This window comes from Neisseria sp. P0021.S005 (assembly GCF_051956955.1).
The window spans coordinates 1-1,575 of sequence record NZ_JBQCWY010000699.1; the positions used below are offsets into that span (position 1 = coordinate 1).

3 protein-coding genes are annotated in these 1,575 nt (G+C 46.4%); 2 read left to right on the forward strand and 1 reads right to left on the reverse strand.

The window, feature by feature from the left end; translation table 11 throughout:
* Together ACTHUE_RS18460 and ACTHUE_RS18465 are read left to right on the forward strand one after the other, a co-directional pair.
* On the forward strand, positions 1 to 690 hold a 690-nt coding region (locus tag ACTHUE_RS18460), incomplete at its 5' end, for an electron transfer flavoprotein subunit alpha/FixB family protein (protein WP_440424135.1).
* Between the two features lie 61 nt (positions 691 to 751).
* Positions 752 to 1,363 carry an IMPACT family protein gene (locus ACTHUE_RS18465; RefSeq protein ID WP_440403172.1) on the forward strand — a complete coding sequence of 204 codons (612 nt, stop codon included), beginning with the start codon at positions 752 to 754 and terminating at the stop codon, positions 1,361 to 1,363.
* A gap of 54 nt (positions 1,364 to 1,417) precedes the next feature.
* On the opposite strand, the gene ACTHUE_RS18470 is transcribed toward ACTHUE_RS18465, so the two are convergent.
* Positions 1,418 to 1,575 (reverse strand): DUF4298 domain-containing protein (locus tag ACTHUE_RS18470; protein WP_440402823.1); only part of this gene is annotated, 158 nt, incomplete at its 5' end.

Sequence of the window (1,575 nt, forward strand, 5' to 3'; positions counted from 1 at the left end):
GATTACTGCTATGTGGCTGCGACTGCAACTGCGTTTGGTAAAAATCTGTTGCCCCGAGTAGCAGCCCTGTTGGATGTGCCACAAGTTTCGGATTTAACCGAAGTTGTGGATAACTCGACATTTGTCCGTCCGATTTATGCCGGTAATGCATTTGAAACTGTTCAATCCAATTCTGAAAAACTGGTGCTGACTTTCCGTGCAACCGCATTTGATGCTGCCGGACAAGGCGGTAATGCAGAAGTGGTCAATGTTGAGGCAGCGCCTGCTCAAAACCTGAGCCGTTTCGTAAACCGTCAACTTTCCCAGTCTGACCGCCCTGAATTGACTCAGGCAAAAGTGATTGTTTCCGGTGGCCGTGCATTGGGCAGTGCTGAAAAATTCAATGAAGTGTTAACTCCATTGGCGGATGCTTTGGGTGCAGCGATTGGTGCATCCCGTGCGGCAGTGGATGCCGAGTATGCGCCAAACGATGCCCAAGTCGGACAAACCGGTAAAGTGGTTGCGCCGCAACTATACTTCGCTATCGGTATTTCTGGTGCTATCCAACACGTTGCCGGTATGCAGGACAGTAAAGTGATTGTTGCCATCAACAAAGATGCTGACGCTCTGATTTTCAATGTGGCAGATTACGGCTTGGTTGGTGATTTGTTTGAAGTTGTGCCTCAACTGACTGAAGCACTGAAAAACTAATGTTTCACGTGAAACGTTCAGACGGCCTTTTATAACAAAGGCCGTCTGAAAATATTTTGGCATGATTACGACCTATAAAACCATTACCACACTGACACAGGCTGAATTTAAAGATAAAGGCAGCCGCTTCATCGCGTACGCCTATCCGATTCGCACTTTGGCCGATGTGAAGAAGTATCTCGACCCATTAAAGGAAGAGCATCACAAGGCGCGACATTGGTGCTACGCCTATCGATTGGGTGTGGATGGAATGCAGTTTCGTGCAAACGATGATGGAGAACCGTCCGGAAGCGCAGGTCGCCCTATTCTGGGGCAGATTGATTCTGTCGGCGTAACGGATGTGTTGGTTGTAGTTGTGCGCTATTTTGGAGGTACGCTATTGGGTGTTCCCGGTCTGATTCATGCTTATAAGGAATCAACAGCTCAGGCATTGGCGATAGCTGAAATTGTTGAAAAGAATGTCGAAAAGACAGTTTGGTTGAAGTGTGAATATCCTGTTTTGAATGAGGCTATACGGATTGCCAAACAATATCAGGCCGATATTGTGGAACAGGATTTGCAGCTGGATTGTAAGTTAACAGTGAAAATAGCGTTGACCGATTATGAAACCTGTATTGCTGCTTGGAAAAATACGCGCCAAATTGAAATAGATACTGAACAGCCGTTTGAATAAAAGGTCGTCTGAACATATTTGAGAAATCAAAAGTTTCAGACGGCCTTTGATGTTTTAGCCTTGGTATCTGTCTAAAGCATTTACGCTTGAGCGCAGGTGTTCCCAAGCCAGTTGATGAAATTCCCCCAGTGCGTTCCATAGGGCATCTTCGCTCATAATGCTGTATTCGCCCTGTGTACGCAAATCAACATCTGCCCCTTCTTCAATGGCTT